Source organism: Streptomyces sp. MGP-P1, from assembly GCF_057766565.1.
In genome coordinates this window covers 138,968-164,889 of sequence record NZ_JBYMEM010000004.1, presented here as the reverse complement: position 1 = coordinate 164,889, position 25,922 = coordinate 138,968, and the positions used below count along the sequence as shown (strand labels likewise).

23 protein-coding genes are annotated in these 25,922 nt (G+C 71.9%); 10 read left to right on the top strand and 13 right to left on the bottom strand.

Going from position 1 to position 25,922, the window contains the following annotated elements:
* Positions 1-36: 36 nt before the first annotated feature.
* Entirely contained in the window at positions 37-1,575 is a 1,539-nt protein-coding gene (locus tag AC3CH1_RS08480) for a DUF2637 domain-containing protein (RefSeq protein ID WP_488462346.1), read from the top strand.
* An 85-nt stretch (positions 1,576-1,660) separates the two neighbouring features.
* Here AC3CH1_RS08480 and lysS read toward each other — a convergent pair whose 3' ends face one another.
* A complete protein-coding gene (gene lysS / locus AC3CH1_RS08475; RefSeq protein WP_488462345.1) occupies positions 1,661-3,427 on the bottom strand; it encodes a lysine--tRNA ligase in 1,767 nt (588 codons plus the stop codon).
* Positions 3,428-3,584: 157 nt separating this feature from the next.
* On the opposite strand from lysS, the gene argS reads away from it, so the two are divergent.
* Positions 3,585-5,357 carry an arginine--tRNA ligase gene (gene argS / locus AC3CH1_RS08470; protein ID WP_488462463.1) on the top strand — a complete coding sequence of 591 codons (1,773 nt, stop codon included), beginning with the start codon at positions 3,585-3,587 and terminating at the stop codon, positions 5,355-5,357.
* Positions 5,358-5,435: 78 nt separating this feature from the next.
* Here argS and AC3CH1_RS08465 read toward each other — a convergent pair whose 3' ends face one another.
* The 4 genes from AC3CH1_RS08465 to AC3CH1_RS08450 all read right to left on the bottom strand — a co-directional run bounded on the left by AC3CH1_RS08465 (position 5,436) and on the right by AC3CH1_RS08450 (position 9,227).
* Complete coding sequence (locus AC3CH1_RS08465; RefSeq protein ID WP_488462344.1) at positions 5,436-5,792, bottom strand: antibiotic biosynthesis monooxygenase family protein; 357 nt, start codon at positions 5,790-5,792, stop codon at positions 5,436-5,438.
* Between the two features lie 28 nt (positions 5,793-5,820).
* On the bottom strand, positions 5,821-6,261 hold the full coding sequence (locus tag AC3CH1_RS08460; RefSeq protein ID WP_488462343.1) for a hypothetical protein: 441 nt from the start codon (positions 6,259-6,261) through the stop codon (positions 5,821-5,823).
* Positions 6,262-6,389: 128 nt separating this feature from the next.
* Positions 6,390-7,598, bottom strand: coding sequence for a phospholipase D-like domain-containing protein (locus AC3CH1_RS08455; protein ID WP_488462342.1), 1,209 nt, complete (start codon positions 7,596-7,598; stop codon positions 6,390-6,392).
* Positions 7,599-7,772: 174 nt separating this feature from the next.
* On the bottom strand, positions 7,773-9,227 hold the full coding sequence (locus AC3CH1_RS08450) for a helix-turn-helix domain-containing protein (RefSeq protein ID WP_488462341.1): 1,455 nt from the start codon (positions 9,225-9,227) through the stop codon (positions 7,773-7,775).
* A gap of 249 nt (positions 9,228-9,476) precedes the next feature.
* Here AC3CH1_RS08450 and AC3CH1_RS08445 point away from each other — a divergent pair, with 249 nt between their 5' ends.
* From AC3CH1_RS08445 to AC3CH1_RS08435, 3 genes are all read left to right on the top strand, one after another.
* Complete coding sequence (locus AC3CH1_RS08445) at positions 9,477-10,208, top strand: DUF4232 domain-containing protein (RefSeq protein WP_488462340.1); 732 nt, start codon at positions 9,477-9,479, stop codon at positions 10,206-10,208.
* A 156-nt stretch (positions 10,209-10,364) separates the two neighbouring features.
* Entirely contained in the window at positions 10,365-11,150 is a 786-nt protein-coding gene (locus tag AC3CH1_RS08440; protein ID WP_488462339.1) for a helix-turn-helix domain-containing protein, read from the top strand.
* Positions 11,147-11,389, top strand: a complete 243-nt coding sequence (locus tag AC3CH1_RS08435) for a DUF397 domain-containing protein (RefSeq protein WP_488462338.1) — start codon at positions 11,147-11,149, stop codon at positions 11,387-11,389. Before AC3CH1_RS08440 ends, AC3CH1_RS08435 begins: the two co-directional genes overlap by 4 nt.
* A 19-nt stretch (positions 11,390-11,408) precedes the next feature.
* On the opposite strand, the gene AC3CH1_RS08430 is transcribed toward AC3CH1_RS08435, so the two are convergent.
* Both AC3CH1_RS08430 and AC3CH1_RS08425 read right to left on the bottom strand, forming a co-directional pair.
* Complete coding sequence (locus tag AC3CH1_RS08430) at positions 11,409-11,975, bottom strand: dihydrofolate reductase family protein (RefSeq protein WP_488462337.1); 567 nt, start codon at positions 11,973-11,975, stop codon at positions 11,409-11,411.
* A gap of 99 nt (positions 11,976-12,074) precedes the next feature.
* Positions 12,075-13,070, bottom strand: a complete 996-nt coding sequence (locus AC3CH1_RS08425; protein WP_488462336.1) for an alpha/beta fold hydrolase — start codon at positions 13,068-13,070, stop codon at positions 12,075-12,077.
* 272 nt (positions 13,071-13,342) lie between these two features.
* Here AC3CH1_RS08425 and AC3CH1_RS08420 point away from each other — a divergent pair, with 272 nt between their 5' ends.
* From AC3CH1_RS08420 to AC3CH1_RS08410, 3 genes are read left to right on the top strand one after another with little or no spacing between them, the layout of a single operon-like run.
* Positions 13,343-14,170, top strand: a complete 828-nt coding sequence (locus AC3CH1_RS08420; protein WP_488462335.1) for a DUF4253 domain-containing protein — start codon at positions 13,343-13,345, stop codon at positions 14,168-14,170.
* The gene (locus AC3CH1_RS08415; protein WP_488462334.1) at positions 14,149-16,257 is read left to right on the top strand and encodes a hypothetical protein; all 2,109 of its coding nucleotides are present in this window, start codon (positions 14,149-14,151) and stop codon (positions 16,255-16,257) included. The genes AC3CH1_RS08420 and AC3CH1_RS08415 overlap by 22 nt, the downstream gene beginning before the upstream one ends.
* Before the next feature lie 49 nt (positions 16,258-16,306).
* A complete protein-coding gene (locus AC3CH1_RS08410; protein ID WP_488462333.1) occupies positions 16,307-16,690 on the top strand; it encodes a hypothetical protein in 384 nt (127 codons plus the stop codon).
* Between the two features lie 177 nt (positions 16,691-16,867).
* Here the strand turns inward: AC3CH1_RS08410 and hemB are convergent, their stop codons facing one another.
* From hemB to AC3CH1_RS08380, 6 genes are all read right to left on the bottom strand, one after another.
* Positions 16,868-17,875, bottom strand: coding sequence for a porphobilinogen synthase (gene hemB, locus AC3CH1_RS08405; protein ID WP_488462332.1), 1,008 nt, complete (start codon positions 17,873-17,875; stop codon positions 16,868-16,870).
* 144 nt (positions 17,876-18,019) lie between these two features.
* A complete protein-coding gene (locus tag AC3CH1_RS08400; protein WP_488462331.1) occupies positions 18,020-19,690 on the bottom strand; it encodes a bifunctional uroporphyrinogen-III C-methyltransferase/uroporphyrinogen-III synthase in 1,671 nt (556 codons plus the stop codon).
* Positions 19,687-20,673 carry a hydroxymethylbilane synthase gene (hemC, locus tag AC3CH1_RS08395; protein WP_488462330.1) on the bottom strand — a complete coding sequence of 329 codons (987 nt, stop codon included), beginning with the start codon at positions 20,671-20,673 and terminating at the stop codon, positions 19,687-19,689. The genes AC3CH1_RS08400 and hemC overlap by 4 nt, the downstream gene beginning before the upstream one ends.
* On the bottom strand, positions 20,670-22,178 hold the full coding sequence (locus tag AC3CH1_RS08390; RefSeq protein WP_488462329.1) for a glutamyl-tRNA reductase: 1,509 nt from the start codon (positions 22,176-22,178) through the stop codon (positions 20,670-20,672). Before AC3CH1_RS08390 ends, hemC begins: the two co-directional genes overlap by 4 nt.
* Entirely contained in the window at positions 22,175-22,936 is a 762-nt protein-coding gene (locus AC3CH1_RS08385) for a redox-sensing transcriptional repressor Rex (protein ID WP_003968336.1), read from the bottom strand. The genes AC3CH1_RS08390 and AC3CH1_RS08385 overlap by 4 nt, the downstream gene beginning before the upstream one ends.
* Positions 22,937-23,193: 257 nt before the next feature.
* The gene (locus AC3CH1_RS08380; RefSeq protein ID WP_018961576.1) at positions 23,194-23,484 is read right to left on the bottom strand and encodes a glutaredoxin family protein; all 291 of its coding nucleotides are present in this window, start codon (positions 23,482-23,484) and stop codon (positions 23,194-23,196) included.
* Positions 23,485-23,663: 179 nt separating this feature from the next.
* Here AC3CH1_RS08380 and AC3CH1_RS08375 point away from each other — a divergent pair, with 179 nt between their 5' ends.
* Positions 23,664-24,623, top strand: a complete 960-nt coding sequence (locus AC3CH1_RS08375; RefSeq protein WP_488462328.1) for an HAD family hydrolase — start codon at positions 23,664-23,666, stop codon at positions 24,621-24,623.
* Positions 24,624-25,023: 400 nt separating this feature from the next.
* Positions 25,024-25,800 (top strand): ECF subfamily RNA polymerase sigma factor, BldN family, encoded by a 777-nt coding sequence (locus AC3CH1_RS08370; protein ID WP_026291152.1) that lies wholly within the window; start codon positions 25,024-25,026, stop codon positions 25,798-25,800.
* Positions 25,801-25,922 lie beyond the last annotated feature (122 nt).

Sequence of the window (25,922 nt, the reverse complement as noted above, 5' to 3'; positions counted from 1 at the left end):
CCGGGTTCGAGTACAGGGTCGGGGAGGGGATCGCGCGTGGCCGCGATGCAGCTGACACGCACGCACCGCATACTCATCGGGATCGTCGTCGCCGGTGCGGTGCTCATCGCCGCGATCGGTTTCGCGGGTTCCTACGCCGCCGTGCGCGTCCTCGCGGAGGACAAGGGTTTCGGCGACTTCGCGGTGGTCTTCCCCATCGGCATCGACGCGGGCATCTGCGTCCTGCTGGCCCTGGACCTCCTGCTGACCTGGATGCGGATCCCGTTCCCGCTGCTGCGCCAGACGGCGTGGCTGCTGACCGCCGCGACGATCGCGTTCAACGGCGCGGCCTCCTGGCCGGATCCGCTCGGCACCGCGATGCACGCGGTGATCCCGGTGCTGTTCGTCGTCTCGGTCGAGGCCGCCCGGCACGCGGTGGGCCGGATCGCGGACATCACGGCCGACAAGCACATGGAGGGTGTCCGGCTCACCCGCTGGCTGCTCTCGCCGATCCCGACGTTCAAGCTGTGGCGGCGGATGAAGCTGTGGGAGCTGCGCAGTTACGAGCAGGTCATCAAGCTCGAACAGGACCGGCTGATCTACCAGGCCCGGCTCCAGGCCCGCTTCGGCCGCAACTGGCGGCGCAAGGCCCCGGTCGAGTCGATGATGCCGCTGCGTCTCGCGAAGTACGGCGTGCCGCTCGCCGAGACCGCCCCGGCCGGACTCGCCGCCGCCGGCATCGAACCGGCCCTGCTGCCGCCGGTCGAAACGTCCCGCCCGAAGGCGGAGCTGCCGTACGAGCCCCAGCGGGAGCCGGGGCAGGAGCAGGCACAGCAGCACCCGCAACATCAGCAGCAAGAACAGCAGCAGCATCAGCACTCGATGACACTCCAGAAGCAGACGCCCCAGCAGCACCAGCGGAGCCAACAGCAGACCCAGCACCTCCAGTCGGCCCCGCACCCCGAGCAACAGGGCCGGCCCCAGCCCCAGGCCGTGGAGGCCTCGCCGGTCCCGCCCACCCACGACAGCCCCTGGTTCGCTGCCCAGAAGCTTCCGGAGAGCACGCCGCACGCCAGCGCGTACGACCCGCGGCACGCCGAGGGCCTGGAGCCCACTCCGGCCGCCGTCCCCCTGGGCCCCGGCCGCACCCGGCCCCTCGGTGACGTCGGCACGATCGGCGCGGTCCCGCACCCCCGCCGTGACGACCTCGACGAAGAGCTCCACGAGGCCCCGGAACCCGTACAGCAGACGCAGCAGACGCAACAGACCCAGCAGGCCCAACAGGCCCCGCAGGCCCAGCAGCAGCCCCAGCGGGTCCAGCAGGCCGCCGACGAGGAGCCGCCCGCCGTCCCCGAAGAAGCACCGCAGCTGGAGCCCTGGTCCCAGGAGGACGAGGACTTCGCCAACCGGGCGTACGAGGAGTACACCGCGTTGACCGATCAGGAGGGCCAGTACCCGACCCTCGCGGCCCTCGACATCACCCTGGCCGACAAGCGCGACGTGCACCACCCGCGCTCCACGGAGCTGCTCCAGGACCTCATGCCGAAGTTCAGGGACCTCTACACCCAGCGCACGACGGCCGCCCGGAGCACCTGACGTACGGGCACGCGGCACGGCGAAGGGCCGCCGCCCGGGAGGGATTCCCGGGCGGCGGCCCTCTGTCGTCCGTACCGCGGCGGCCCTACGCGCCCAGCAGCCCGCGCACCCGGTCCGCCCCCACCGCGAGCAGCAGCGTGGGCAGGCGGGGCCCCGTGTCGCGGCTGACGAGCAGCCGGTAGAGCAGGGCGAAGAAGGACCGCTGGGCGGCCTTCAGCTCGGGCGTCGGCTTGGCGTCCGGCTCCAGGCCCGCCAGCACCTTCGGCACGCCGTAGACGAGCGTGGTGAGCCCGTCCAGCGACCAGTGCGTGTCCAGCCCCTCCAGGAGGAGGCGCAGCGACTCACGGCCCTGGTCGTCGAGCGAGCCGAGCAGCTCCTTGTCGGGCTCGTCCCGGACGATGGTGCGGGCCTCGGTCGGGACCTGGGTGGTGATCCAGCTCTCGGCCCGGTCGAGGCGCGGGCGGGCCTCGTCCAGCGAGGTCAGCGGGTTGGCCGGGTCCAGCTCGCTGAGGATGCGCAGCGTCTGGTCCTCGGCTCCGGCGGTGATGTCGGCGACCGAGGCGAGCGTCCGGTACGGCAGCGGGTGCGGGGTGCTCGGGAGCTCCCCGGCCGCCGTGCGGACGGCACGGGAGTACGCGGCGGCGTCGGCGGGCAGCACGGTGCCGTCGGCGACCTTGCGGCCCAACGCGTCCCACTCGTCGTACAGCCGCTGGATCTCCTGGTCGAAGGCGATCTTGAACGACTGGTTGGGCCTGCGGCGGGCGTAGAGCCAGCGCAGCAGCGGCGCCTCCATGATCTCCAGCGCGTCGGCCGGGGTGGGCACCCCGCCCTTGCTGGAGGACATCTTGGCCATGCCGGAGATGCCGACGAAGGCGTACATGGGCCCGATGGGCTGGACGCCGTCGAAGACCTCGCGGACGATCTGGCCGCCCACCACGAAGGACGAGCCGGGCGAGGAGTGGTCGACGCCGCTGGGCTCGAAGATCACACCCTCGTACGCCCAGCGCATCGGCCAGTCGACCTTCCAGACGAGCTTGCCGCGGTTGAACTCGTTGAGCCGGACCGTCTCGGCGAAGCCGCACGCCGAGCAGGTGTAGTTCAGCTCGGTGGTGTCGTCGTCGTAGGAGGTGACGACGGTGAGGTCCTTCTCGCAGTTGCCGCAGTAGGGCTTGTACGGGAAGTAGCCGGCGGTGTTGCCGCTGCCGTCGTCCTCGTCGGCGGCGCCGGAGCCCTCGGCGGCCTCCAGCTCGGCCTCGTCGACCTTCTTCTGCTGCTGCGGCTTCTTGCCGCCCTTGCCCTGGGCTGCCGCCGGGTCCTTCTTCGTCCGGTAGCGGTCCAGTACGGCGTCGATGTCGGCGCGGTGCTTCATCGCGTGCAGGATCTGCTCGCGGTAGGCCCCGGCGGTGTACTGCTCCGTCTGGCTGATGCCGTCGTACTCGACGCCCAGCTCGTCCAGGGCCCCCGTCATGGCGGCCTTGAAGTGCTCGGCCCAGTTCGCGTACGCGGAGCCGGCCGGGGCGGGCACCGAGGTCAGCGGCTTGCCGATGTGCTCGGCCCAGGACGCGTCCACGCCCGGGACCCCGTTCGGGACCTTGCGGTAGCGGTCGTAGTCGTCCCAGGAGATCAGGTGGCGCACGGTGTGCCCGCGGCGGCGGACCTCGTCGGCGACCAGGTGCGGGGTCATGACCTCGCGGAGGTTGCCGAGGTGGATCGGGCCCGACGGGGACAGGCCGGAGGCGACGACGACCGGTTTGCCAGGCGCACGACGCTCCGATTCGGCGATGACATCGTCCGCGAAGCGGGAGACCCAGTCGGTCTCGGTGCTGGTCTGACTCTCGGCCACGGTCGGCACGTCCTTCTCTCGTCTGTCGTTTCCCGATGGGGTCCGGACCATTCTCCCAGCTACCCCCCGGAGCGCGAAAACGGCTTTACGCCCCGTGGGATACTGGGGAGATCGCTTGGACACCCAAGAGAACCCCTCGCACCCCCTACGGAAACGGCAGCCGGACATGGCCTCGGTCCCTTCCCTCGCTTCCACGCTCCAGCAGCAGCTGGCGGACGCCCTGACGGCAGCTCTGCCGGATGCCGGCGCCGCGGACCCGCTGCTGCGACGTAGCGACCGGGCCGACTTCCAGGCCAACGGCATCCTGGCGCTCGCCAAGAAGCTCAAGGGCAATCCGCGGGAGCTGGCCGCCCAGGTCACCGCCGCCCTCCCGGCGGGCGGGCTGATCAAGGACATCGAGGTCTCCGGGCCCGGCTTCCTCAACGTCACGCTCACCGACAAGGCGATCGTCGAGACGCTGGCCGCCCGGGCGGCGGACGGCGACGGCCGGCTCGGCGTGCCGCTGAAGGACGACGCCGGGACGACGGTCATCGACTACGCCCAGCCGAACGTGGCCAAGGAGATGCACGTCGGCCACCTGCGGTCGGCGGTCATCGGCGACGCCGTGGTCAAGATCCTGGAGTTCACCGGCGAGAGGGTCGTCCGGCGGCACCACATCGGCGACTGGGGCACCCAGTTCGGCATGCTCATCCAGTATCTGATCGAGCACCCGGGCGCGCTGAAGCACGAGGGCGGCGCGAGCGACGGCGAGGCGGCGATGTCGACGCTGAACCGGGTCTACAAGGAGTCGCGGGTCCTGTTCGACTCCGACGAGGAGTTCAAGGCGCGGTCCCGGGACCGGGTGGTGGCCCTCCAGGCCGGGGACCCCGAGACGCTGGAGCTGTGGCACCGCTTCGTCGACGAGTCGAAGATCTACTTCCACTCGGTGTTCGACAAGCTCGACATGGTGATCGACGACCCGGACATCGTGGGTGAGTCCGGCTACAACGACATGCTGGAGGAGACCTGCCGGATCCTGGAGGAGACGGGCGTCGCCGTCCGCTCCGAGGGTGCGCTGTGCGTCTTCTTCGACGACGTGAAGGGCCCGGACGGCAACAAGGTCCCGCTCATCGTGAAGAAGACGAACGGCGGCTACGGCTACGCGGCGACCGACCTCTCCGCGATCCGGAACCGGGTGCGGGACCTCAAGGCGGACACCCTGGTGTACGTGGTGGACGCACGGCAGTCGCTGCACTTCAAGATGGTCTTCGAGACGGCCCGCCGGGCGGGCTGGCTGAACGAGGACGTCAAGGCCGTGCAGCTCGCGTTCGGCACGGTCCTCGGCAAGGACGGCAAGCCGTTCAAGACCCGTGAGGGCGAGACCGTGCGGCTGGAGGACCTCCTGGACGAGGCGGTCACGCGGGCCACGGCGGTCGTCCGTGACAAGGCCGACAAGGTGGGCCTGTCCGAGGAGGAGATCGTCGAGAACGGCCGGTACGTCGGCATCGGGGCCGTGAAGTACGCGGACCTGTCGACCTCCGCCGTACGGGACTACAAGTTCGACCTGGACCAGATGGTGGCGCTGCACGGCGACACGTCGGTGTACCTCCAGTACGCGTACGCCCGCATCCAGTCGATCCTGCGCAAGGCGGGGGACGCGGTCCCGGCCGCCCACCCGGAGCTGGAGCTGGCCCCGGCGGAACGGGCGCTCGGTCTGCACCTGGACCAGTTCGGCGAGGTCCTCGCCGAGGTCGGCGCGGGCTACGAGCCGCACAAGCTGGCCGCGTATCTCTACCAGCTGGCCTCCCACCTGACCACGTTCTACGACCAGTGCCAGGTGCTCAGCCCGGACAACGCCCCGGAGGTCGTCGAGAACCGGCTCTTCCTGGTCGAGCTGACGGCCCGGACCCTGCACCAGGGGATGGCGCTGCTGGGCATCCGGACGCCCGAGCGGCTCTGATCCCGCACCCGGCTGTACGTACGTCGGCCCCGGTCACCGTCACAGGTGCCGGGGCCGACGCGCGCAGGTCGGTCCGGGTCAGGGGGCGGTGAGTTCCACGACGACGTCGTAGACCGCCGGGTTCGGTGTGACCGGCCGCGCGGTCTGCTCGCGCGCGGCCCGGGTGCGGGAGGCGAAGTCGGGGTCGGCGGTGGCGGCCTCCCACGCCTCCTGGCTCTCCCAGTGGGAGACGTTGACGAGCTGGAAGCGGGAGTCCGAGGAGCGGGCCCGGTGCATCCGCGAGTCGATGAAGCCCGGCTTCTCCCGCATGAGGCGGGCCCGCTCCTCCCACTTCTCGACGAACGCGTCGAGTTCGTCGGCGGAGATCTCGAAGACGTTGATGAAGGTGACGGGCGATCCCGGGGTGTCGGCGACTAAGCCGTTCTCTGCGGTCATGCCGCAACTCTAGGAGCCGGCCGACCGCCTACTGCGGGCGGCCCAGCGCCCATCCCGACACGTCGGCGAGGCGTCCGCGCCACAGCGGCAGGGAGACGGGGGTCATCGCACCGGAGACGAGGGTGACGTCCCGCAGGTGGATCCAACGGGGCAGCCGGGACGCCCCCGCCTCGTCCTCCTCCGCGCGCAGCTCCCGTACGCCCTGGTCGACCGTCTCGGGGAACTCGGCGAGCAGGTTGGCCCCCTCGCCCTCGACCTGGCGCAGGCTCCTGGCCCATTCCGCCTTCCACTGCTCGTGCCCGATGACGTCCCCGTGCAGCAGGCCGCCGGGGTGGGTCAGGGTGAGGGGCAGGCTGGAGCGGGGGTCCTCGTCGAGGAGCTGGATGAGCAGCTGGAGCTGAAGGTCGGGCAGGGGTTCGGTGATCACCGCGGCGGACGGTGCCGGAGAGGTGGCTGCGCCGGTGCTCATGGGGCCTTCCCTTCACATGCAGGACGACGGTCGTCCTCCCCACCTGCCCAGGCGAACGCGCGCGCACGCCTCCGGGGGCCGGCCGGCCTCAGCGGGAGGATGTCCGGCCCCCGGGCGCAGGCCGGTCCTCAGAGGAAACGGCGGATGGGCACGACGGCTGCTTCCCGGGCCCGCTGGAGGAGGTCGCGGCGCTTCCACCGGCCGCGCTCGATCAGCACGCTCTTCTCCCGATCCTCGTCGAAGTGGCCGTCGAGGGTGGCGGTGAAGTCCCGGTCGAGGACGGCGAGCATGACCTCCTCGTCGTGGTCGAGCGAGCGCCGGTTGAAGTTGGTGGAGCCGATGAGGCTCGCGATCCGGTCCACGGTGAGGGCCTTGGTGTGCATCATCGTCGGCTGGTACTGGTGGATCTTCACGCCGCAGGCGGTCAGCTCCTCGTAGTAGCGCTGGCCGGCGAGCTGGCAGACCCGCTTGTCGGTGTGCGGGCCGGGGAGCAGGATCTCGACCTCCACGCCGCGCCGGGCGGCCTCGCAGAGGAGCCCGGTGAAGTAGGCGTCGGGGGCGAAGTAGGCGGTGGTGAGGCGGATGCGTTCCTCGGCGGACTCCAGGACGACCCGGATCAGGGTCTGCATGTCCTGCCAGCCGAAGGAGGCGGAGCCCCGCACGACCTGGACGACGGCGTCCCCGGGGTGCTCGCTCACGACGAACCGGTCGCGCTCGTCGAAGAGCTCCTCGTGGCACTCGGCCCAGTTCTGGGCGAACGCCGCGGCCAGGCCGTCGACGGCGGGCCCGGCGACCCGGACGTGGGTGTCGCGCCACTCGTGCTCGTTGCGGGCGTCGCCGCACCATTCCTCGGCTATCCCGACGCCGCCGGTGAACGCGATGCGCTCGTCGACGACGAGGACCTTGCGGTGGCAGCGGTGGTTCTGCTTCAGCGGTGAGAGGTAGAGGGGCTTGCGGAACCAGGTCACGGTGACCCCGGCCGCGTCCATCAGCGCCAGCTGGTCCTTCTCGATGAGCCGGCAGCCGAACCCGTCGAGCATGAGCCGCACCCGGACCCCGGCACGGGCCCGCTCGGCCAGCGCCTCGGCGAACTTGTGTGCGATGTCACCGCGCCAGTAGACGAACGTCATCAGGTCGATGGTGTGCTCCGCGCCCTTGATGGCGTCCAGCATCGCGCCGAAGATCTCGTCGCCGTTGCGGAGCGGGAGGAGGGTGTTCCCCTCGGTGGCGGCGATGCCGATCAGCCGCTCCAGCCTGCGTCGGAGCCGCAGGGACCGCTCCTCGCAGGTGCGGGTGTCCAGGGCCTTGGGGTCGGGGGCTTCGGCGGTCGCGGGCATGGGTCACCTGATGGGGAGGCGGGCTGGGGCGGCAGCCCGGCCGGAGCCGGGCGGACCGCGAGGACCCGGCGACTGTACTCCTGTGCGAATCCGGACGGAATCGGCTTCCGCGACCGAGGGGCGTGTACGTGCCCCTCGGCCACCGGTGGACGGGAACGGGGGCCAGGGCGCGGGTCAGGCCGCGGGCTCCCACCCGGTCTCCTCGTTGCCGTACACGTACTCCGGCCGCCCCTTCATCCCACTCGTGCGGAACAGCTTCCCGTGGTCGTCGATCCGTACCACCCCTTCCTTCCCGCCGCTGCTCCACTCCAGCTCCAGGTACCAGCTGACGTCGTAGCCGACGGCCTTCATGTCGAGGTTGAAGACCTCCACGTCCTCGGACGTCACCTTGTACGGGAAGTCCACGGCCGGAACCACCGTGTCCCCCTGCCTCCCCGGCACCGGCCGGAGGGTGGGGTGCCCGGCGTCGAGGTGGGAGACGAAGGTCTGGGGCGCGATCCCGCTGCCGCAGCCGTTGCCCATCAGGTACGCCGACCAGGGCAGCGGAGCCTTGCGGGAGGCGACGCGCACGTGCATGCCCTTGAGGACCACCGCCTCGCGCGAGGTCCCCTGCACGGTGAGCTGGAGCAGCATGCTCCCGGCGTCGACGCCGCCGTACGACTCCGCCCACCCGCGCCGGTCCTGCGGCGCGGGCGGCGGGTCCAGCTCGTCGGGCCCCCGGTTCACGAGGTAGTGCTGGCCGCAGGGTTCGTCCCAGTTGTACGAGGAGATGCTGACGGCCGGCGGAGCGCCGAGGCCCGTACCGCTGCCCCCACCGCCACCGGCCCCGCCGCCCTGGGGCCGCCCCGGCCCGGAGCCCGCCGAGGGCTTCACGGACGGCGGCCCCGAGGGGGAGGCGGAGGCACTCGCCGAAGGACTGGCCGGACTCGGACTCGCGGAGGGCCGGGGCGTGGCCGATGCGGAGCCTTCCGGTGTCGGCCCGACGTCTCCGCCCGCGTCCTCCACCCGGTCCGCGGCGGCGCTCCCACCGCCCTCCTTCCCCGACCCGACGAGGTCGGCGGCGACGACGGTGGTGGGCACGAGGAGCGCGGCAACCCCGGCGGCGGCGATGAGCACCCGCGTACGCCGGGAGAGCCGGGACCACCGGGAGCCCGCCCCCGGCCGAGCGCCACCGGACGTGGCGGACGGCTCTACGACTTCCGTGACCTCAGCGACGTCGACGGCGTCGGGAACAACACCGGCCCCAGGAACCCCGGCAGAGACAGGGTCAGGGCCAGGCACAGGGGCGGAGGCAGGCGCGGAGGCTGGGGCAGGAGCGGCTGCGACCGCCCCCGGTACCGCCCCCGGTACCACCCCCGGGGCCGCCCCCGCCGGAGGCCGCCGCCGGGCCGCGTCCGCCACGATCCACCGCCGGTGCACCTCCACCAACTCGTCGCCGGACGCCCCGCACACCCGCGCGAACCGCTCCACCGGGGCGAACTCGTTCGGCACGGCGTCCCCGTTGCAGTACCGGTGGAGTGTCGAGGTGCTGACGTGCAGCTTCCCCGCCAGCACACCGTAGCTGCGCCCCGAACGGTCCTTCAGATCCTTCAGCAGAGCCGCGAACTCCACGGCCTCCGGCGTCGCCACGACGGCGTTCCCCTTCCTCGTGCGTCCCGGAACGGCGTTCCAGGGACGCGGAATTCCCGCAGGTCACCGTACGCGTAGACGTTCCAGCATCCCCAATGGTTCGGCAGGCGTTGCGGCCGGAATCCGCCGTGCCACAAGCTCGGACCAGACCACAGCAGGAACCAGCAAGACCCGCCGGAACCAGCGGGACCACGGGCCGGCCGTTCAACCGGACCAACACACCAACCGATCACGGGGAGTACCACCGCCATGCGCACCAACCGCATCCGCACCACCGCCCTCGCCGCCACCGCCCTCGTGGCCGCTCTCTCGCTCACCGCCTGTGGCGGCGAGGACAAGGCCATGGGGACCAAGGCAGCCGGCGTCGCCGAGACGGCGACGCCCACGGCGACGAACACCGGCAGCACCGGCAGCACCGACGACAAGGCGCAGCCGGACGCACCGAAGGCCGGCACACCCGAGACGCAGACCGTCCCCGCCGCAGGGAAGCACGCCAGCGGCAACGGCAACGGCGCCGGCAGCGCCAAGAAGCCGGAGACCGCGCCGAACGCGAAGGCCGCAGCGGCGATCCCGGCCTGCACGACCACTAACTCCAAGGTGACGGTCTCCTCGGTGAGCCGCCCGATCAACCACCTGCTGCTCACGGTGACCAACACCGGCTCCGCCAACTGCGCCGCCTACCACGCGCCGTTCCTCCGCTTCGACGGCGCGCAGGCCGTGTACCCGGTCTACGACGACAGCAAGCCGCAGTCGGTCGTCGTGCTCTCCCCCGGCAAGAAGGCGTACGCGGGCATCGCGCTCCTCGGAGAGCCCGGCCAGAACGAGCCCGTCAAGAGCGCCAACCTCGGCGTCATCACGGTCGACAAGAACAACCAGCCGAAGGGCGAGTCCACGCTGAAGCTCCCGGCGGAGACCTACACGGACGGCCTGGGCTTCGTCACCTACTGGCAGTCGGACGTCGAGAGCGCCCTGATGTACTGAGCGGACGCGGCAGTCCAGGCCAGCGCCTGACGTGCGGTAACTGTGCGCGACCCGTACACATTTCTTGTACGGGTCGCGCATGCGTGAAGTGGGTTCCGGGGTGGGAGTGGGAACCGTATGCACCCCAGAAAGCGACAGCGTAAGAACGCGTCGACCATGAAGCTCGTGGGCAAGCTGCTGGCCCGCTTCCGCACCGAGGCGGGCCTGACACAGGTCGAACTCGCCCAGGCCGCAGGCGTACAGGAGGACACGATCGCCTCCGTCGAACAGGGCAGACGCTCACTCGTCCCGGATCTGGCGGAGACGATCGACGATCTGCTGGACACCAAGGGCGCGCTGGCGACGGCGGTCGACAACATGCCGGAAGTCGACCTGATCCCGCTGTGGGCAGAGGACTACATCGACATGGAGCAGGACGCGCTGGCGCTGTCCTGGTACGACAACCAGGTCATCCCGGGCCTGCTCCAGACGAAGGCGTACGCGGAGGCGCTGTTCCGCAACAGGATCCCGGTCTACAGCCCGGAGGAGATCGAGGCGCAGACGGCGACGCGGCTGCAACGCCAGCAGATCCTGGACCGGAAGAAGCCGCCGACCACCAGCATCGTGATCTGGGAACCGGTCCTGATGATGAAACTGACCTCGGACGAGGACCACCGGGAACAGCTCCGCCACCTTTACGCAATGGCCCAACTGCCAGGCGTCTGCCTTCAGGTGCTCCCGCTCGACAGCAGGGTCCACGCGGGCCTCGCGGGCCCCTTCACCCTCCTGGAAACCCCTGACCACCAGCACGTCGCGTACACCGAGACCCAACGCGGCAGCCAGCTGATCTCCGACCGGAATGAGGTCAGCATCCTCGCCCAGAAATATGCGATGCTGCGAGCCCAGGCGCTCACCCCTCTTGAGACCCTGCGCCTGCTGGCCCGCTTACTGGGAGAGACATGAGCACCGCACTGAACTGGTTCAAGTCGACCTACAGCAGCGACGAGGGCGGCCAATGCCTCGAAATCGCGTACGAATGGCGGAAGTCGAGCTACAGCAGCGAAGAAGGCGGGGCCTGCGTCGAGATCGCCGCGCACCCCGCCGCCGTCCACGTCCGTGACTCCAAGGACATCGCGGGCCCGACGTTCACCGTCGCGCCCACCGCCTGGTCGGCGTTCGCTGCCTACGCCGCCACCGCCTGACCCCGCACCGCCGTAAGCCTCATGCCCGGACCGTCTCGTAACGGAGCATCGCGACCCCGTTCCCGAAGGTCCGGGTCTCCACCAGCCGGAGCATCTGCCGCTCCTCCGTGTCCTGGAAGAAGCGGCGGCCCCGGCCGAGGATGACCGGGTGGACGTAGATCCGGTACTCGTCGATCAGATCGGCCCGCCGGAACGACTCCAGCAGATCCGGCCCGCCGACCGCCAGGTCCCCCGATGCGGCGTCCCGCAGACCGCGCACCTGCTCGGGGTCGACCTCGTGCAGCAGGGTCGCGTTCGGCCCCACGCTCTCCAGCGTCCGCGAGAAGACGAACTTCGGCATGTCCCGCCAGATCCCCGCGAACTCGGCCATCGGGCCCTCGTTGGCCGGGTCCTGATCGGCGGTCGGCCAGAACTCCTCCATCAGCTCGTAGGTGACGCGCCCCTCGACGAAGCCGCCCATGGTCCGGAAATAGTCGTTGAAGTGCTGGTGCACTTCTTCGTCGACGGTGTGCCAGTCGATGTCGTGGTCGGGCCCTTCGAAGAATCCGTCGAGGGAGAGGGAGATGGACGTGACGATCCTGTTCACCGGGGGCTCCTGTCGGATCGGCCCGGTCGACGGGAACGACGACCGGGCGGCGCGCACAACGGGCCTCGACGATATGCCCGGGCACTGACAGAGCCGGGTCTAGCCGCGCCCGCCCCGCCGCGCGGCCCCCGGCCCGCTCCCCCGTACGGTCCCGGGCCGTCTCTCCTGTACGGCCCCCCGCCGGTCCAGCTCCTCCCGCCAGTCCCGCTCGACCGGCTCGTCCGGCCGTACGGTCTCCGCCAGCGAGGCAAGGATCGGCTCGGCGGTGGCCCAGAGCAGCGCGCCGCCGACACCCGGGACGACCGTGCGCCGCGCCCCGGGGATACGGGAGACGAGCCGGCGTCCGAGGTCGGGCGAGTGGGAGGCGTCCTCCTCGCCGTACCAGACCTCGACCGGGACGGTGATCGCGCCGAGATCGATGGGCCAACGCCCCATGGCGAGGACGGTGTCCCGGGCGTACCCGGCCGCCGCGCCCTGGCAGAACGCCTCGTCCAGGGCGCGGCCGTAGGCGGCGGCGAACCCGGGGTCCTCGTACACGGCGAGGTCGCACGACGGGCTCGTGGCCAGAACCATCCGCCGCATCGCGTCCGCGTCGAACCCGGCGAACGCCTTCTCCGCCCCGACCGGGTCCTCCGCCACCCGCGCGACCAGACCCCGCAGATCGTCGGGCAGGGCGGCGGCGACCCCGGGCTCCGCGACCTCGTCGGCGGCCGAGACGAGCGTGAGCGCGGAGACGAGGCCCGCCGCCGCGCAGGCGAGGGCGAAGGGCGCGCCCTGGGAGTTCCCGAGCATCGCCGGACGCGGGCCCAGTCCGCGGAGCGCGGTGAACTCCCGCACGTCGTCCACGAAGTCGGCGAAGGTCCGGTCGGGCGCGGGCGTGGAGACCCCGAGCCCGGGACGGTCCACCGAGACCAGCCGGACGCCCTCGTTCTCGACGGCCCCGGCACCGATCCCGAGCCACCGGCTGGTCGCGGCCCCGGGCGAGAGCAGGACGGGCAGCCCGTCCTTGGGCCCCCACTCGGCCCAGCCGAGCACCCTCCCGTCGGAGAGGCGGGTGGTTCCGAGCCGGGCGGGATCATCGACGTACAAACTCATGCCCGACATCATTATCCAGCCACCCCCGCCCTGCACCGGCTTTCGGCCGCCGGGCCCGTCGCGGCGCACACGGGCGGCGAAGAGGTTCTTCATGCGCCAGTGCCACCACCCCGCGCACGCGGTCAGTGCCACCACCCCGCGCACATGGTCACCGCCACCACCCCCGCGCACACGATCACCGCCACCGCCCGCACATGGTCAGTGCCACTACCCGCACGCGGTCAGTGCCGCCACCCCGCACGTTGTCAGTGCCGCCGCCTAGGCTCCCCACCATGGCGACGCTCCCCAATCCGCTCCCCTCCCTGGCCACTTCCGGCCTGGACCTCCCGCCCGGCTCCCTGGTGGACGCCACGCTGGACGGCCCCTGGCACGATCCGCTGCTCTGGTACGCGGACGGCCCGCCGGCCCCGCGCGACTGGCCGGACCTGCGGGCGGCCGGGCGGCGACTGGGGCTGCTGCCGGTGCTGGTCACGGGCGGCCGGCGCGACCAGTGGCCCGAGGAGTGGGACCTCTGCCCGGCCGGCACGTCGTATCCAGGCGACCACGACGCCGACGAGGTCCTCGCGGGCTACTGGACGGACTACGCGGCCGACGAAGTGGCCCCGGACAGCGCCGGATCGGGTACGAACGGCTCCGAGGGCCCCGGCTCCTGGCCCGGCCTCGCGCCCGTCCCCGCCCGGGAGGCGGCCGAGGACGCGGACACGGCGGCCGCGGGGCTCGCGGGCGTGATCGCCGCCGACGCGGACGAGTGGCTCGGCGGGGCGCGGATGGCCCTCGTCCCGGCCCGCCGCAGCGCCGACATACCGGCGGCGATCGGCTGGTCGGGCCCGATGAACCACGAGAACGACGTGGCCCGGCTCTGCGCGGTGCTCCGCTCCTGGGAGGACCGCTACGACGCCCGGGTCGTGGTGCTCGGCTTCGACACGATGATCGTCTCCGTGGGCCGCCCGCCCGCCACGATCGAGGAGGCCCGCGCCCTGGCCGCCGAGCACTACGCGTTCTGCCCCGACAACATCGACCAGTCCCCGCCGTACGACCTCGACGCGTACGCCGAGAAGGCCGTGCTCAACCAGGAAGCGTGGTCGTTCTGGTGGGACTAGACACGACGGGACGGGAAACGGCAGAGGGACCGGGAAGGGGCCAGAGCCGTCCGGCCGCTCAGCGGTCGGACCTCAGCGACGTCAAGAAGTGGTGGCGCACGCTCGGCGGCGACGGCTTCGCCGTCCTGCCGCCGCCGACCCGGAGCCGCTACACCCAGTCCGACGGCCACGAGGACGCGGCCGAGCTGTTCGCGACCCGGTCCCTCTCCACCGACACCTCCTTCGCCTACTGGCACTGGCAGTCCCACTCCGCCTTCGACCGCTCCGGCGGCCTGAAGGGCGAGCTGTACGTGCACTGGGGCGGCGACCACGCCACGGTCGCCGCCGGCCTCGGCGACGGCCCGGACGGCTACCGCGTCATCGACGGCGGGCCGCAGGGCGCGTTCCGACTCGACAAGGTCACGGCGAGGGACGACGACGGGCTTCCCGACCCCGAGGACACCGCCGGAGTACGCCAGTTCCTGGACCGGCTCCGCAGCCCGCTGGTGAAGCGGCCCGGCGGGACCCGCCATCACGACGCCCCGCTGACCGCCGCCGAGAAACGCTGGCTGCACGACCGGCTGTGCGATCCGGTGGAGCTGTCCGGGGCGGCGGGGTTCGTCACGGCGCTGGAGTCGCGACAGGCGCTGACCTCCGAGGAGACGTCACGGCTGCTGGCGGCCTGGCGGGAGGAGTACGCCGGGCGGCTCGGCGAGTGGCCCGCCTGGGCGGCGCTGCTGGACGCGCTGCTGCGCCACGACCACGAGGAGGTTTGGGACACGGTGGCGTGCCTCGGCCCCCGGGCATCCGACGCCCTCGGCGCGGCCCCCTCCCCCCGCGCCCTGGACGTCCTGCGCGGATGGTCGCTCACCGGTCACCCCAACGCGATCCACGCCTGGCTCGACGTGCACCGGGCGGTCCACGGAACCGACCCGGCACGGTCCGCCGGCGCGCTCGCCGCGGAGCTGACCGCACACCACGCCCCCGAGACGTCCCTGAGCACCCTGTTCGCCGCGCTCAGCGCCACCGTCACGAACGACTGGCGTGCGGCCCGGCCGACGGCGGACCGCGGTGCCGCCCAGGCGTTCGCGGCCCTCACCGCCGTGCGCCTGGCCACCGACGACGACCTGCCGCGCCCCCTGCGCGTGGCCGCCGCGCGAACGGCGTACGACCAGGTCGCCCGCGTACGGGAGCAGGCGGCCCAGCACCCCGGCGTCAGCGAGGCCGACATGCTCGCCGCCGCCGACCGCTACGACGCCGCCCGCGACGACCTGCTCGCCGGCACCGGCCCCGACCTCACCGGATACGAGGGCGGGCTCGGCGACCTCTACCACCGCTACCGCACCCCGACCCCCGCCGACGTCCAGTGGCTGCGCGACCGGGTGGCCGACCCGGCCACCGGCGTCCAGGGCATCGCGTTCTGCCTCGAACTGCTCTACGCCCACGGCGAGGCGGGCGAGGCCGAGCTGGAAGCACTCCTGCCGCGCTGGAAGAAGGAGCTGACCAAGCAGTACCGCACCACGTACACCGAGTGGCGCCACCCCCTGGTCACCCTGACCTGCCTCGCCCTCGACCTGGACCACCCGGCCGCCGCCGCCCTCACCGCCTGGTGGGCGAAGCCCAAGCCGCTCTGGAAGACCCCGGTCCGGCTGCTGACCCACCTCGGCGCACCGGACGAGGCAAAGGCCGCCGAGCTGTGGGACTTCGTGGTCTCCGGCGCTCACGACACCGGGCAGTTGATGACCTGGGTGCTGCTCCGCGCCCGGCTCGACGGCACCCATCCCCTGCTCGTCGCCGAGCGGCTGATCGGACAGCGCGGCATCCGCGCGTACGTCCTGCACCGGGTCCTGATCGGAGCGGCCGACCCCGCCCAGCCGCTCTGGCACTACGCCGTCGACCCACGCAGCCACAGCTGGCTGCGACGCGCCCAGGAAGTCGCCGACGACCCCCGCCTCACCGACGCGGCCCGCGCGATCGGGCTGAGGACCGCCCGCGAGCACTACGCCTTCCGCTACCCGGACCAGGTCCGCCCGGCCCTCACGGACGGGCAGCTGGCAGCGGCACACGCCTGGGCGGAGGCGCGCGCCGACAGGACCTCCGTGGACTGAGCCCTCGTACTCATGCGGCCGGGAGACCCCCCGAGGTTGACTCGGCCGCATGAGCGAGAACAGCCACGAAGGCGACGACACCCCGGCGACCGACCCCGCGCACACCCCCGCCCCCCGCGCGTGGATCGCCCCGCTGATCTCCACGCTGGCAACGCTGCCGATGGGCCTCGTGGCGCTGTTCATCGGCGGCCTCAGCCCGATGGCGTGCGACTCCTGCAACGGCGCGGCGGCCAGCGGCTTCCACGACAGCTTCACCACCGCGTGGACCGTCCTGTGGATCGGCCTGATCCTCGCCCTGATCGTGCTGATCGCCACCTGGGCCGTCCCCCACCAGCTCCGCTACGCCGCCCGGCGCGTGGGCCTCGCCCTCACCGCACCCGCCACCGTGATGGTCGCTTTCGTAGCATTCATGGCACTGGTCGACTGGCCCTGACAGCAAGGCCCACGGCCGATGCCGCTCCGCACCACCGCCCGGGCCGACGAGGACCCGCTCGTACGGGACAGCGCCCGCTTCTCCATCGAGGAGGCCCACCGGCTCCAGGAGACCGGAGCGGGTGGGCCGTGAACCACAGCAGGCCGAGCGGACCGGCTCAGCGCCGGGCGGACCGGCTCAGCGCCGGGCGTCCCGCCCGAGCCACTGCGCGGCCTCGGTCGCCCAGTAGGTGAGGATCATCTGCGCCCCGGCCCGCCGGATCCCGGTCAGGCTCTCCAGGATCGCCTTGTCCCGGTCGATCCAGCCCCGCTCGGCGGCGGCCTCGATCATCGCGTACTCGCCGCTGATCTGGTACGCCGCGACCGGCACGTCCACGGACTCGGCGACCTTGGCGAGGATGTCCAGATACGGTCCGGCGGGCTTCACCATGACCATGTCCGCGCCCTCCTCCAGGTCCAGCGCCAGCTCCCGCAGCGACTCGCGGGCGTTGGCCGGGTCCTGCTGGTAGGTCTTGCGGTCGCCGGTCAGCGAGGAGCCGACGGCCTCACGGAAGGGGCCGTAGAAGGCCGAGCTGTACTTCACGGTGTAGGCGAGGATCGACACGTCCTCGTACCCGGTCTGGTCCAGGGCATCGCGGACCACGCCGACCTGGCCGTCCATCATCCCGCTGGGCCCCACCACATGGGCCCCGGCGTCCGCCTGGACCTGGGCCATCTCCGCGTACCGCTCCAGGGTCGCGTCGTTGTCCACGCGGCCGTTCTCGTCGAGGACTCCGCAGTGGCCGTGGTCGGTGTACTCGTCCAGGCACAGGTCCGACATCACGACCAGGTCGTCGCCGACCTCCTCGCGGACCGCGCGCAGACCGGCCTGGAGGATGCCGTCCGGGTCCGTGCCCGCCGTGCCCCGGGCGTCCTTCTTCGCGTCCTCCGGCACACCGAAGAGCATGATCCCCGAGACCCCGGCCGAGACCGCCTCGACGGCCGCCTTCCGCAGGGTGTCCAGGGTGTGCTGGTGCACGCCGGGCATGGCCGAGATGGCGACCGGGGCGTCGATGCCCTCCCGCACGAACGCGGGCAGGATCAGGTTCGCGGGGTCGAGCCGTGTCTCGGCGACCATCCGTCGCATCGCCGGGGTCGTCCGCAGCCGCCGGGGGCGGGAGCCGGGGAAGTTTCCGTACGCAGTCATCCTTCGACGATAGACCCGTACGCAGTCAGGTCTTACCGACACCCGCGCCGGGAAAGGCCCGCGAACAGCCCCCGCGGCCGGCCCCGGAAAAGACGGCGGGCCCGGCCGCCGAAGCGACCGGGCCCACCTACCCCCGTACTGCTACTACGTCGTCGTCCGACGCCTGCGCGCACCCGGGCGGCGCTCGCTCGGCCGGGTCACCGGATCGCCGGCCTCCTTCGCCGCGTCCCGGCGCTGCGCGCCGAAGGCGGCGAGCGCCTCGGCGAGCTTGTGCACCGACGGCTCCGGCGACAGCACGTCGACCCGCAGGCCGTGCTCCTCGGCGGTCTTCGCGGTGGCGGGGCCGATACACGCGATCACCGTCACGTTGTGCGGCTTGCCCGCGATGCCGACCAGGTTGCGCACCGTCGAGGACGAGGTGAACAGGACCGCGTCGAAGCCGCCGCCCTTGATCGCCTCACGGGTGTCGGCCGGCGGCGGCGACGCGCGGACCGTGCGGTACGCGGTGACGTCGTCGACCTCCCAGCCCAGCTCGATGAGCCCGGCCACCAGGGTCTCGGTGGCGATGTCGGCGCGCGGCAGGAACACCCGGTCGATCGGGTCGAAGACCGGGTCGTAGGGCGGCCAGTCCTCCAGCAGCCCGGCGGCGGACTGCTCGCCGGACGGCACCAGGTCCGGCTTCACGCCGAAGTCGATCAGGGCGGCGGCGGTCTGCTCGCCGACGGCGGCGACCTTGATGCCGGCGAAGGCACGGGCGTCGAGCCCGTACTCCTCGAACTTCTCCCGGACCGCCTTGACGGCGTTGACGCTGGTGAAGGCGATCCACTCGTAGCGCCCGGTGACCAGGCCCTTGACCGCGCGCTCCATCTGCTGGGGCGTACGCGGCGGCTCGACGGCGATCGTCGGGACCTCGTGCGGCACCGCACCGTAGGAACGCAGCTGGTCGGAGAGCGACGCGGCCTGCTCCTTCGTACGCGGGACGAGCACCTTCCAGCCGAACATCGGCTTCGACTCGAACCACGCGAGCTGGTCGCGCTGGGCGGCGGAGCTGCGCTCTCCGACCACGGCTATGACCGGCCGGTGGCCCTCGGGCGAGGGCAGCACCTTGGCCTGCTTGAGGACCTGGGCGATCGTCCCGAGAGTCGCGGTCCAGGTGCGCTGGCGGGTGGTGGTGCCCGCGATCGTCACGGTGAGCGGGGTGTCGGGCTTGCGGCCCGCGGAGACCAGCTCACCGGCGGCGGCGGCCACCGAGTCCAGCGTGGTGGAGACGACGGCGGTCGCGTCGCTCGCGCCGACCTCGCTCCAGCACCGGTCGGAGGCGGTACGGGCGTCGACGAAGCGGACGTCCGCACCCTGCGCGTCACGCAGCGGCACCCCGGCGTACGCGGAGACGCCGACGGCGTTCGCCACGCCCGGGACGACCTCGAAGGGCACCCCGGCGGCGGCGCAGGCGAGCATTTCCGCCCCCGCGTTCCCGTCCAGGCCCGGGTCGCCCGAGACAGCACGGACCACCCGCCTGCCGCCCTTCGCGGCCTCCATGACAAGATTGGCCGCATCCCTGAGAACGGGTACACCGACGGTTGTTGACGAGGTGTCAACGACGGTCAGCTCAGGCGTGCTCACGCCTGCCCGCGCATGGCTGCGGACGACGTCGAGCACCTCGGGCTCGGCGACAAGGACGTCCGCGCTCGCGAGCGCCTCGACGGCGCGCAGGGTCAGCAGTCCCGGGTCGCCGGGACCGGCGCCGAGGAAGGTGACCTGCCCTTGGGCGGACAGGGCCGGAAAGTCGGATGCGGCGGGGCCGGTGGGGCTCAAAGTGCTCGCTCCCCCATAAGACCGGCCGCACCCTTGGCGAGCATCTCGGCCGCGAGTTCGCGACCGAGGGCCGCCGCGTCGTCGTGCGACGTGGGGACGGGACCGGTGGTGGACAGCTGTACGAGCGAGGAACCGTCGGTGGTACCGACGACTCCGCGCAGGCGCAGTTCGTTGACAACCTGTCCGTCGACCAGGAGGTCGGCCAGCGCACCCACAGGTGCGGAGCAGCCGGCCTCCAGGGCGGCGAGCAGGGCACGCTCGGCGGTCACGGCGACCCGGGTGTACGGGTCGTCGAGCTCGGCGAGCGCGGCGGCGAGGTCGGCGCTGGACGCGGCGCACTCGATCGCCAGTGCTCCCTGGCCGGGAGCGGGCAGGACGGTGTCGACCGGCAGGAACTCGGTCACCTCACCGCTCCGGCCGAGACGGCTGAGCCCGGCGGCGGCGAGAACCACCGCGTCGAGCTCCCCGTCGCGCACGAACCCGATCCGCGTGTCGACGTTGCCCCGGATGGGGACGGTCTCGATCCGCAGTCCGTGGGAACGGGCGTACGCGTTGAGCTGCGCCATGCGGCGCGGCGAACCGGTGCCGATGCGGGCGCCGTCGGGCAGCTGCGCGAAGGTCAGCCCGTCCCGGGCGACCATCGCGTCGCGCGGGTCCTCGCGCTGCGGCACGGCCGCCAGCACGAGGTCGTCGGGCTGGCTGGTCGGCAGGTCCTTGAGTGAGTGGACGGCGAAGTCCACCTCGCCCCGCAGCAGCGCCTCGCGCAGGGCCGCGACGAACACGCCGGTGCCGCCGATCTGCGCCAGGTGCTCGCGGGAGGTGTCCCCGTACGTGGTGATCTCGACGAGCTCGACGGCGCGCCCGGTCACCTCGCGAACCGCCTCGGCGACGAGTCCGGACTGGGCCATGGCGAGCTTGCTGCGCCGGGTTCCCAGCCGGAGCGGCGCGGGGTTCCGCGCGCCCGGGGATGAGTTGTCGGTCATGACCGCCCTCTATTCGGGTCGTTCAGGTCTGCCCGGGAGACGGCGGCCACCGTCTGCGGGTCGAGGTCGAAGAGTTCTCGCAGCGCGTCCGCGTACCCGGCGCCGCCGGGCTCGCTGGCGAGCTGCTTGACCCGCACGGTGGGCGCGTGCAGGAGTTTGTCGACGACGCGGCGCACGGTCTGGGTGATCTCGGCGCGCTGCTTCTCGTCCAGGTCGGGAAGGCGGCCGTCCAGCCGGGCGATCTCGCCGGCGACCACGCCGGCGGCCATGGTGCGCAGGGCGACCACGGTCGGGGCGACGTGCGCGGCGCGCTGGGCGGCGCCGAAGGCGGCCACCTCGTCGGAGACGATGGTGCGGACCCGGTCCACGTCGGCGGCCATCGGGGCGTCGGCCGACGCCTCGGCGAGCGACTCGATGTCGACGAGGCGCACACCGTCGATGCGGTGGGCGGCGCCGTCGATGTCCCGCGGCATGGCGAGGTCGAGCAGGGCGAGGCGGACCGGGCCGGTCGACTGTGCGGGCAGGGTGACGCGGCGCAGCGCGGTCGCCCGGCCGGCCCCCGCGGCGGAGGCGGCGGAGCCGTTCTCCACCCAGGCGGCGTGCTGGTCGACGTCGGCCGGGGCCGGGGTGACGGTGCCCGTCGGCCGCTCGGGCACGGCGTCCAGGGTCACGCCCAGCGCGTCGGCGAGGGCGTCGGCTGTGAGCACGAGGCCGGTGGAACCGGTGCAGGAGACGACGATGTCGGCACGTGTCAGTTCGTCACCGACCGCGGACATCTCGACGGCCCGGGCGCGCACCGCCGTGTCGTCGCCCTGCTGGAGGATCTCCACCAGGCGGTCCGCGCGGGAGCGGGTCCGGTTGGCGACCACGATGTCGGCGACGCCGGTGCGGGCGAGGGTCGCGGCGGCCAGCGAGGACATGGATCCGGCGCCGATGACCAGGGCGCGCTTGCCGGCGGCCCAGCCCTCGGGGTCGGCCCCGGCGGCGAGCTGCTGGAGCCCGAAGGTGACGAGCGACTGCCCGGCCCGGTCGATCCCGGTCTCGCTGTGGGCGCGCTTGCCGACCCGCAGGGCCTGCTGGAAGAGGTCGTTCAGCAGCCGTCCGGCGGTGTGCAGCTCCTGGCCGCGCGCGAGCGCGTCCTTGATCTGGCCGAGGATCTGCCCCTCGCCGACGACCATCGAGTCGAGACCGCAGGCCACGGAGAAGAGGTGGTGGACGGCCCGGTCCTCGTAGTGCACATAGAGGTACGGGGTGAGCTCTTCGAGGCCGACGCCGCTGTGCTGGGCGAGCAGGGTGGACAGCTCGGCGACGCCCGCGTGGAACTTGTCCACGTCGGCGTAGAGCTCGATGCGGTTGCAGGTGGCCAGCACGGCCGCCTCGGTCGCGGGTTCCGCGGCGAGGGTGTCCTGGAGCAGCTTGGCCTGGGTCTCGACAGCGAGGGAGGCCCTCTCCAGTACGGAGACGGGGGCGCTGCGGTGGCTCAGTCCGACGACGAGGAGGCTCATGCCGGCATCACGGCGGGCATGTCCCCGTCAGGTCCCTTCCGGCTCGCGGGCGTGGCGCGCATCGGGGGCGCGCCCTCGTCCTCGGCGGCGGAGTCCTCGCCGGCCTTGCGCTGCTCGTGGAACGCGAGGATCTGGAGCTCGATGGAGAGGTCGACCTTGCGTACGTCGACGCCCTCGGGCACCGACAGCACGGTCGGCGCGAAGTTCAGGATGGAGGTCACACCGGCGGCGACGAGCCGGTCGCAGACCTGCTGGGCCGCGCCGGGCGGGGTGGTGATCACGCCGATGGACACACCGTTGTCGCTGATGATCCGGTCCAGGTCGTCCGTGTGCTGGACGGCGATCCCGGCCACCGGCGTACCGGCCATGGCGGGGTCCGCGTCGATCAGCGCCGCGACCCGGAAGCCGCGGGAGGCGAAGCCGCCGTAGTTGGCGAGGGCCGCGCCGAGGTTGCCGATGCCGACGATGGCGACCGGCCAGTCCTGGGTGAGCCCGAGCTCGCGCGAGATCTGGTAGACGAGATACTCGACGTCGTACCCGACACCGCGGGTGCCGTAGGACCCCAGGTAGCTGAAGTCCTTGCGCAGCTTCGCCGAGTTGACCCCGGCCGCCGTGGCCAGCTCCTCGGAGGAGACCGTGGGGACCGATCGCTCGGAGAGCGCGGTCAGGGCGCGCAGATACAACGGAAGTCGGGCGACGGTGGCCTCGGGAATTCCTCGGCTACGGGTCGCCGGTCGGTGAGTTCGGCCAGTTGCCACGGTGCTCCTGCGGGATGAGCGGGGCTGCAGGCGGCCGTATGTCCCAGGACCGCCCCGTCGAATGCAGGCTATGTCTTTGTGAACGCGTGCACAAAGATTGTGTCCGTTTTGTCCGGTCAAAGTGACCGGGGTCACGCGCATTCCCCGCGCGATCCCGGAACCAGGGGCCGCATCGGCCCGTTGCCGCCTCGAAGGGGGCAAAGCGGTTCACACTCCTCACAACCAAGCCCCCGAGGCCACCCAAAACGCCCGCAATGTTAACCGGGTTTCGCGTCCGCACCCAGCGCCTTGCGCAGCCTCGCCGGATCCACGCGCCAGAACGTGTGCTGTTCGTCATCGATCAGCACCACCGGAATCTGCTCCCAGTACTCCTTGTACAGCTCCTCGTCCTCGGTGATGTCCTTCTCCACCCACGACGCACCGGTCTCCTCGCAGACCGCGCTCACCACCGCCCGCGCGTCCTCGCACAGATGACACCCGGGCTTCCCCACGAGCGTGACCACCCGCTCGGCGGGCTTCTTCCTCTTACGTCGCAGCAGAGCACTCATGCCTACATTCTGCGCCCGCCCCGCCCACTTCCCGAGCCCGCTACGCCCACTTTCCGCACCCGCGCACCACCACCCCGGACCGCCCGGAATCACCCGATTCACCATTCCGACCCGCAGCGTTCACGCCCACGCATCGCGGCAGGTCCGGCAGGTGCGGACGGACTGGCTATGCTCACGGCATGGCCGCTCTTGGATGGCTCACACCCCGTAGGCGTTCCGCTACCGCACGGAGCGTCCTGGCAGGCGAGGCCGCCGCCGAGGCCGCACGCAGGACCTCGGCCGCCGACGACGAGTCCGCCCTCCTGACCAAGGCCCCGGAAGCAGCGGACGCGACACCTCCCGAGGAGCCCGCGTTCCCCGTCGCCGGGGACGTCCGCGCCGCCGCCTTCTTCGACCTCGACAACACCGTCATGCAGGGCGCCGCGATCTTCCACTTCGGCCGCGGCCTGTACAAGAGGAAGTTCTTCGAACGCCGCGAGCTCACCCGGTTCGCCTGGCAGCAGGCCTGGTTCCGGCTGGCCGGCGTCGAGGACCCCGAACACATGCAGGACGCCCGCGACAGCGCCCTGTCCATCGTCAAGGGCCACCGCGTCTCCGAGCTGACGTCGATCGGCGAGGAGATCTACGACGAGTACATGGCCGACCGCATCTGGCCCGGCACCCGGGCCCTGGCCCAGGCCCACCTGGACGCCGGACAGAAGGTCTGGCTCGTCACCGCCGCCCCCGTGGAGACCGCCACCATCATCGCCCGCCGCCTCGGCCTGACCGGCGCGCTCGGCACCGTCGCCGAATCGGTCGACGGCGTCTACACCGGCCGCCTGGTCGGCGAACCCCTGCACGGCCCCGCCAAGGCCGAGGCCGTCCGCGCGCTGGCCGCCGCGGAGGGCCTGGACCTGGAACGCTGCGCCGCCTACAGCGACTCGCACAACGACATCCCGATGCTCTCGCTGGTCGGCCACCCCTACGCGATCAACCCGGACACCAAACTCCGCAGGTACGCCCGCGCCCGCGACTGGCGGCTGCGCGACTACCGCACCGGCCGCAAAGCGGCCAAGGTCGGCATCCCGGCCGCCGCCGGGGTCGGCGCGCTGGCGGGGGGCACCGTCGCCGCCGTCGCCCTGCACCGCCGCCGCCGCTGACCCGCGGCCGCACCCCCGCCGCCCCTCCGCGCCCCGTGCCCGCCCACCACGAACGGTCACGGGGCGCAGCCACGCCCGGAGCCGGGCGCCCGATCGCGAGTCCGTCCGCCGACGCGGGCGACGCCCCCTCCGGCCAGCCGGATCGCCGACGCCCGGCCACAACCCGTCGCCCCCGTAGACAGATCACGAAGTAATTCGATCAACAAACGGTCACCATGTGCTACTCGATACGTCACTTAGCGATAACAGAAGCGACGGAACCGGTGATTTAGACAACTGGGTGTAGCGCTGCCTGCACGAAGCGTTATTCTCCTCAGACGCATCACGGAACCCGCCACTCGCTACCACGAGTGACGATTTTCGAACTGCTCGTGATGGAAGCTCTGCCTCTGGGAGTCCCGTGTACCCACACGTCGGGGTTGACGCCTCGGGCCTGGCTACGCTGCGTGCATCGGTCATTGACCGCTTGCGCGGCTTCGTCCCCACCGCGTACGCCGTCCCCGCATTTGCCACCCCTGCACCTGCCGGCCCTTGCTACGCCCTGGCCGAACGCAGTGCGGCGGTCGGAAGACGCGGCACCCGCGCCGCCTCGGCCACGTCGACCGTCCGCCGTCCCACCGCCGACAGCGACAGCGCGCGCATGATGGATCTCGTCGAACGCGCGCAGGCCGGTGAGGCGGATGCCTTCGGCCGCCTGTACGACCAGTACAGCGACACCGTGTACCGGTACATCTACTACCGCGTGGGCGGCAAGGCGACCGCGGAGGACCTCACCAGCGAGACCTTCCTCCGCGCGCTGCGCCGCATCTCCACGTTCACCTGGCAGGGCCGCGACTTCGGCGCCTGGCTGGTCACGATCGCTCGCAACCTGGTCGCCGACCACTTCAAATCCAGTCGCTTCCGACTGGAAGTGACCACCGGCGAAATGCTCGACGCCAACGAGGTGGCGCGCAGCCCCGAGGACTCCGTCCTGGAGTCCCTCTCCAACGCCGCCCTGCTCCAGGCAGTGCGGCGACTCAACCCCCAGCAGCAGGAGTGCGTGACCCTGCGGTTCCTCCAAGGCCTCTCGGTCGCGGAGACCGCCCGGGTGATGGGCAAGAACGAGGGCGCGATCAAGACCCTCCAGTACCGAGCCGTACGGACGCTCGCCCGACTCCTGCCGGACGACGCCCGCTGATCCGACCTCTGCGTGACCGTCCCGTCACGCACTGGTCCGATCATCTTTCGTGCGTAACCCAAGTGCCGAGCGCCTCGTTGTGCCGGTTGCAGGCCCCCTGTCGTCGCCCCCTGTCCGTAGCC